Below are 2,369 nucleotides of genomic sequence, written 5' to 3'. Positions count from 1 at the left end.
CAACATGGCCGACACCGCGTGGTTCGCCTGCTACGCGCCGGTGGACGATCCGCAGTACGTGGTGGCCTGCGTGGTCGAGCACGGCGGCGGCGGTTCGGCCGTGGCGGCCCCGCTGGGCGCGAAGGTTCTGGCGGCTGCGCTTGCCAGCGAGTCCGCGGAGGATCCGGGCGCCGGCATGGGCGTGATCGCCGGAGCCACCGGCAAGGTCCTCGAAGGCGCGGGCGCCGCGACGTCCGGCGGCCGTACCGACTAGACGAGGCGAGGAAAGGAGGCGTTATGCCGCAGCTACCGCAGATCGATTCAGTGAAAGCGCCCGACAAGATCGTGGCGCAGGCCACGCGCGCGCGACGCTTCCCGTGGCTCAACATCCCGTTCATCCTCGTGGTGGCGCTGCTGGTGTCGTACGGGCTCGTCGTCGTGATGTCGGCCGTGGCCAACGACCGCGACTACTCGTTCACGAACCAGCTGGCGGGCGTCGCGTTGGGAATCGTGTTCATGGTGCTGGTCTGGAGGTTCGACTACCGCCGCCTGTCGGACTTCACCATGCTGTTCCTCATCGTCAACGTGGCGCTCATCCTCTCGCCCCACATACCGGGGCTGGGAACCGACGCGGGCATGGGCGCGCAGTCGTGGCTCAAGCTGGGCATACAGGTCCAGCCGGGCGAGTTCGCCAAGATCACGGTCATCCTGCTGGACGCCAGCATCATGGCGCGCTACGGCGGCAGGCTGGACGACCCGCGCGAGTACGTCAAGGCCCTCGGCCTCATGCTGGTGCCGTTCGCCTGCATCATGACGCAGCCCGACCTGGGCACGGGCCTGGTGTACCTATGCATCGGCGCGGTCGCCCTCGTGGTAGGAGGTGCGCGTCCGAAGTACCTGCTGATCACCCTCGCGGCCTTCGTTGCGGCCGTCATCGCCGTGTTCGTCGTGGACCAGATCATCTACAACTCCACCGGCGAGTACAAGCTGCTCAAGCAATATCAGCGCAACCGCCTGCTCGTGTTCCTCGATCCCGACATCGACCCCACGGGCGAGAGCTACAACCTCAAGCAGGCTCAGATCGCCATCGGGTCGGGCGGCCTGTTCGGCAAGGGCCTGTTCCAGGGAACGCAGCATACGCTGGGCATCCTGCCCGAGGCTCCCACCGACTTCATCTTCTGCGTGCTGGCCGAGGAACTGGGGTTTTTAGGTGTAATGGCGCTGCTGGCCTTGTATGCCGGCCTGGTTTTGATAAGCTTTCGCATTGCCGTCGCTTCGTGCGATCTGTTCGGCATGACCATCGTCATGTGCGTCGTCGGCATGTGGTTGTTCCAGATTCTTGAAAACATCGGCATGGATTGCGGGCTCATGCCCATCACGGGCATCCCCCTGCCGTTCGTGAGCTACGGAGCGACGGGCATGGTGATGAACTTCATCATGCTCGGCATGATCGGCTCGGTATGGACTCACAACATCCAGAAGCAACGCTAGGAAAAGGGGCGGTTATGCAGCTACCCGTTGACATCAAAGCGGTTATCGACGAAGCCACCAATATCGACGAGGCGCGTCGCACGACGCTGTCGGTGAGCGTCTACCTCGACGACAGCGCGCCGGGCGACGTGCAGGCGCACGTGCGCCAAGCGTTCGCCAGCGCGTCGCCGCACGCCCGCGTGTCGCTCATGTACCTCGACGGCCGCCCGTTCGCGCCGTTCTCGGGCGACGACATGGCCGTCATCGTGGCGGGTTTGAACGAGCAGGTGGGGGAGTACGCGGCGCAGGTTCGCGCGGCGGGCGTCCCCGTGATGGTGGTCACCACGCTGCCCGCTCTCGTGGCCGACATCGCGAAGGCGCAGGGCGCGCCCATCCCGCAGGGCGACCTCGTCTTCCCCAAGCCCCCCAAGGCCGAGCCGGCTGTGCTGCCGGTGCCCGATGCCGCTGCGGGCGGCGCCGAGGCCGTGCAGGCTCTGGGCGCCGGTTCGCCGAACGAGCCGTACGCTCTCGACGGCGCCGCCGTCGGCTCGCTCAGCGAGCGCATGGGCGGCTGGGTGATCGCCGCGTGCAACGACAAGCGCCTCGCGTTCGCGCTGGCGTTCCCGTTCGTGCGCAAGCCCCTGTCGCTGGAAGCCGTGAACTCCACGGCGCTGCAGAACGCGGGCGTGGGCCTGCTGGTCATCATTCCGGGCGCCGACATGCCGGTCATGACGCTCAACCAAGCGAAGATGCTGCTCATGATTGCCGCCGCGTACGGAGAAGAGCTCAACATGGAGCGCGTGAAGGAGCTTGCGGCCCTCGTGGGCGGCGCGTTCGCCTGCCGCGCGGTGGCGCGCCAGCTGGTGGCGTTCGTACCCGCGCTCGGCTGGGCCGTGAAAGCCGCCATCGGCTACACGGGC

Annotated in this window: 3 protein-coding genes; all 3 read left to right on the top strand. The window is 66.8% G+C overall.

What is annotated here, in order from left to right; all coding sequences use genetic code 11:
* Nucleotides 1-253, top strand: a 253-nt coding sequence (locus tag ACMO6A_RS13545) for a penicillin-binding transpeptidase domain-containing protein (RefSeq protein ID WP_418471422.1), incomplete at its 5' end; no start/stop codon positions are given.
* 23 nt (nt 254-276) lie between these two features.
* On the top strand, nt 277-1,470 hold the full coding sequence (locus tag ACMO6A_RS13540) for an FtsW/RodA/SpoVE family cell cycle protein (RefSeq protein WP_009608344.1): 1,194 nt from the start codon (nt 277-279) through the stop codon (nt 1,468-1,470).
* A gap of 14 nt (nt 1,471-1,484) precedes the next feature.
* A partial coding sequence (locus ACMO6A_RS13535; protein WP_418471421.1) for a YcjF family protein occupies nt 1,485-2,369 on the top strand: 885 nt, incomplete at its 3' end.

Origin of the sequence: Eggerthella sp. (assembly GCF_048329335.1) — a bacterium.
GTDB lineage: Bacteria > Actinomycetota > Coriobacteriia > Coriobacteriales > Eggerthellaceae > Eggerthella > Eggerthella lenta.
The sequence above is the reverse complement of the archived record's forward strand: the minus strand, read 5'-3'. Positions and strand labels throughout refer to the sequence as shown.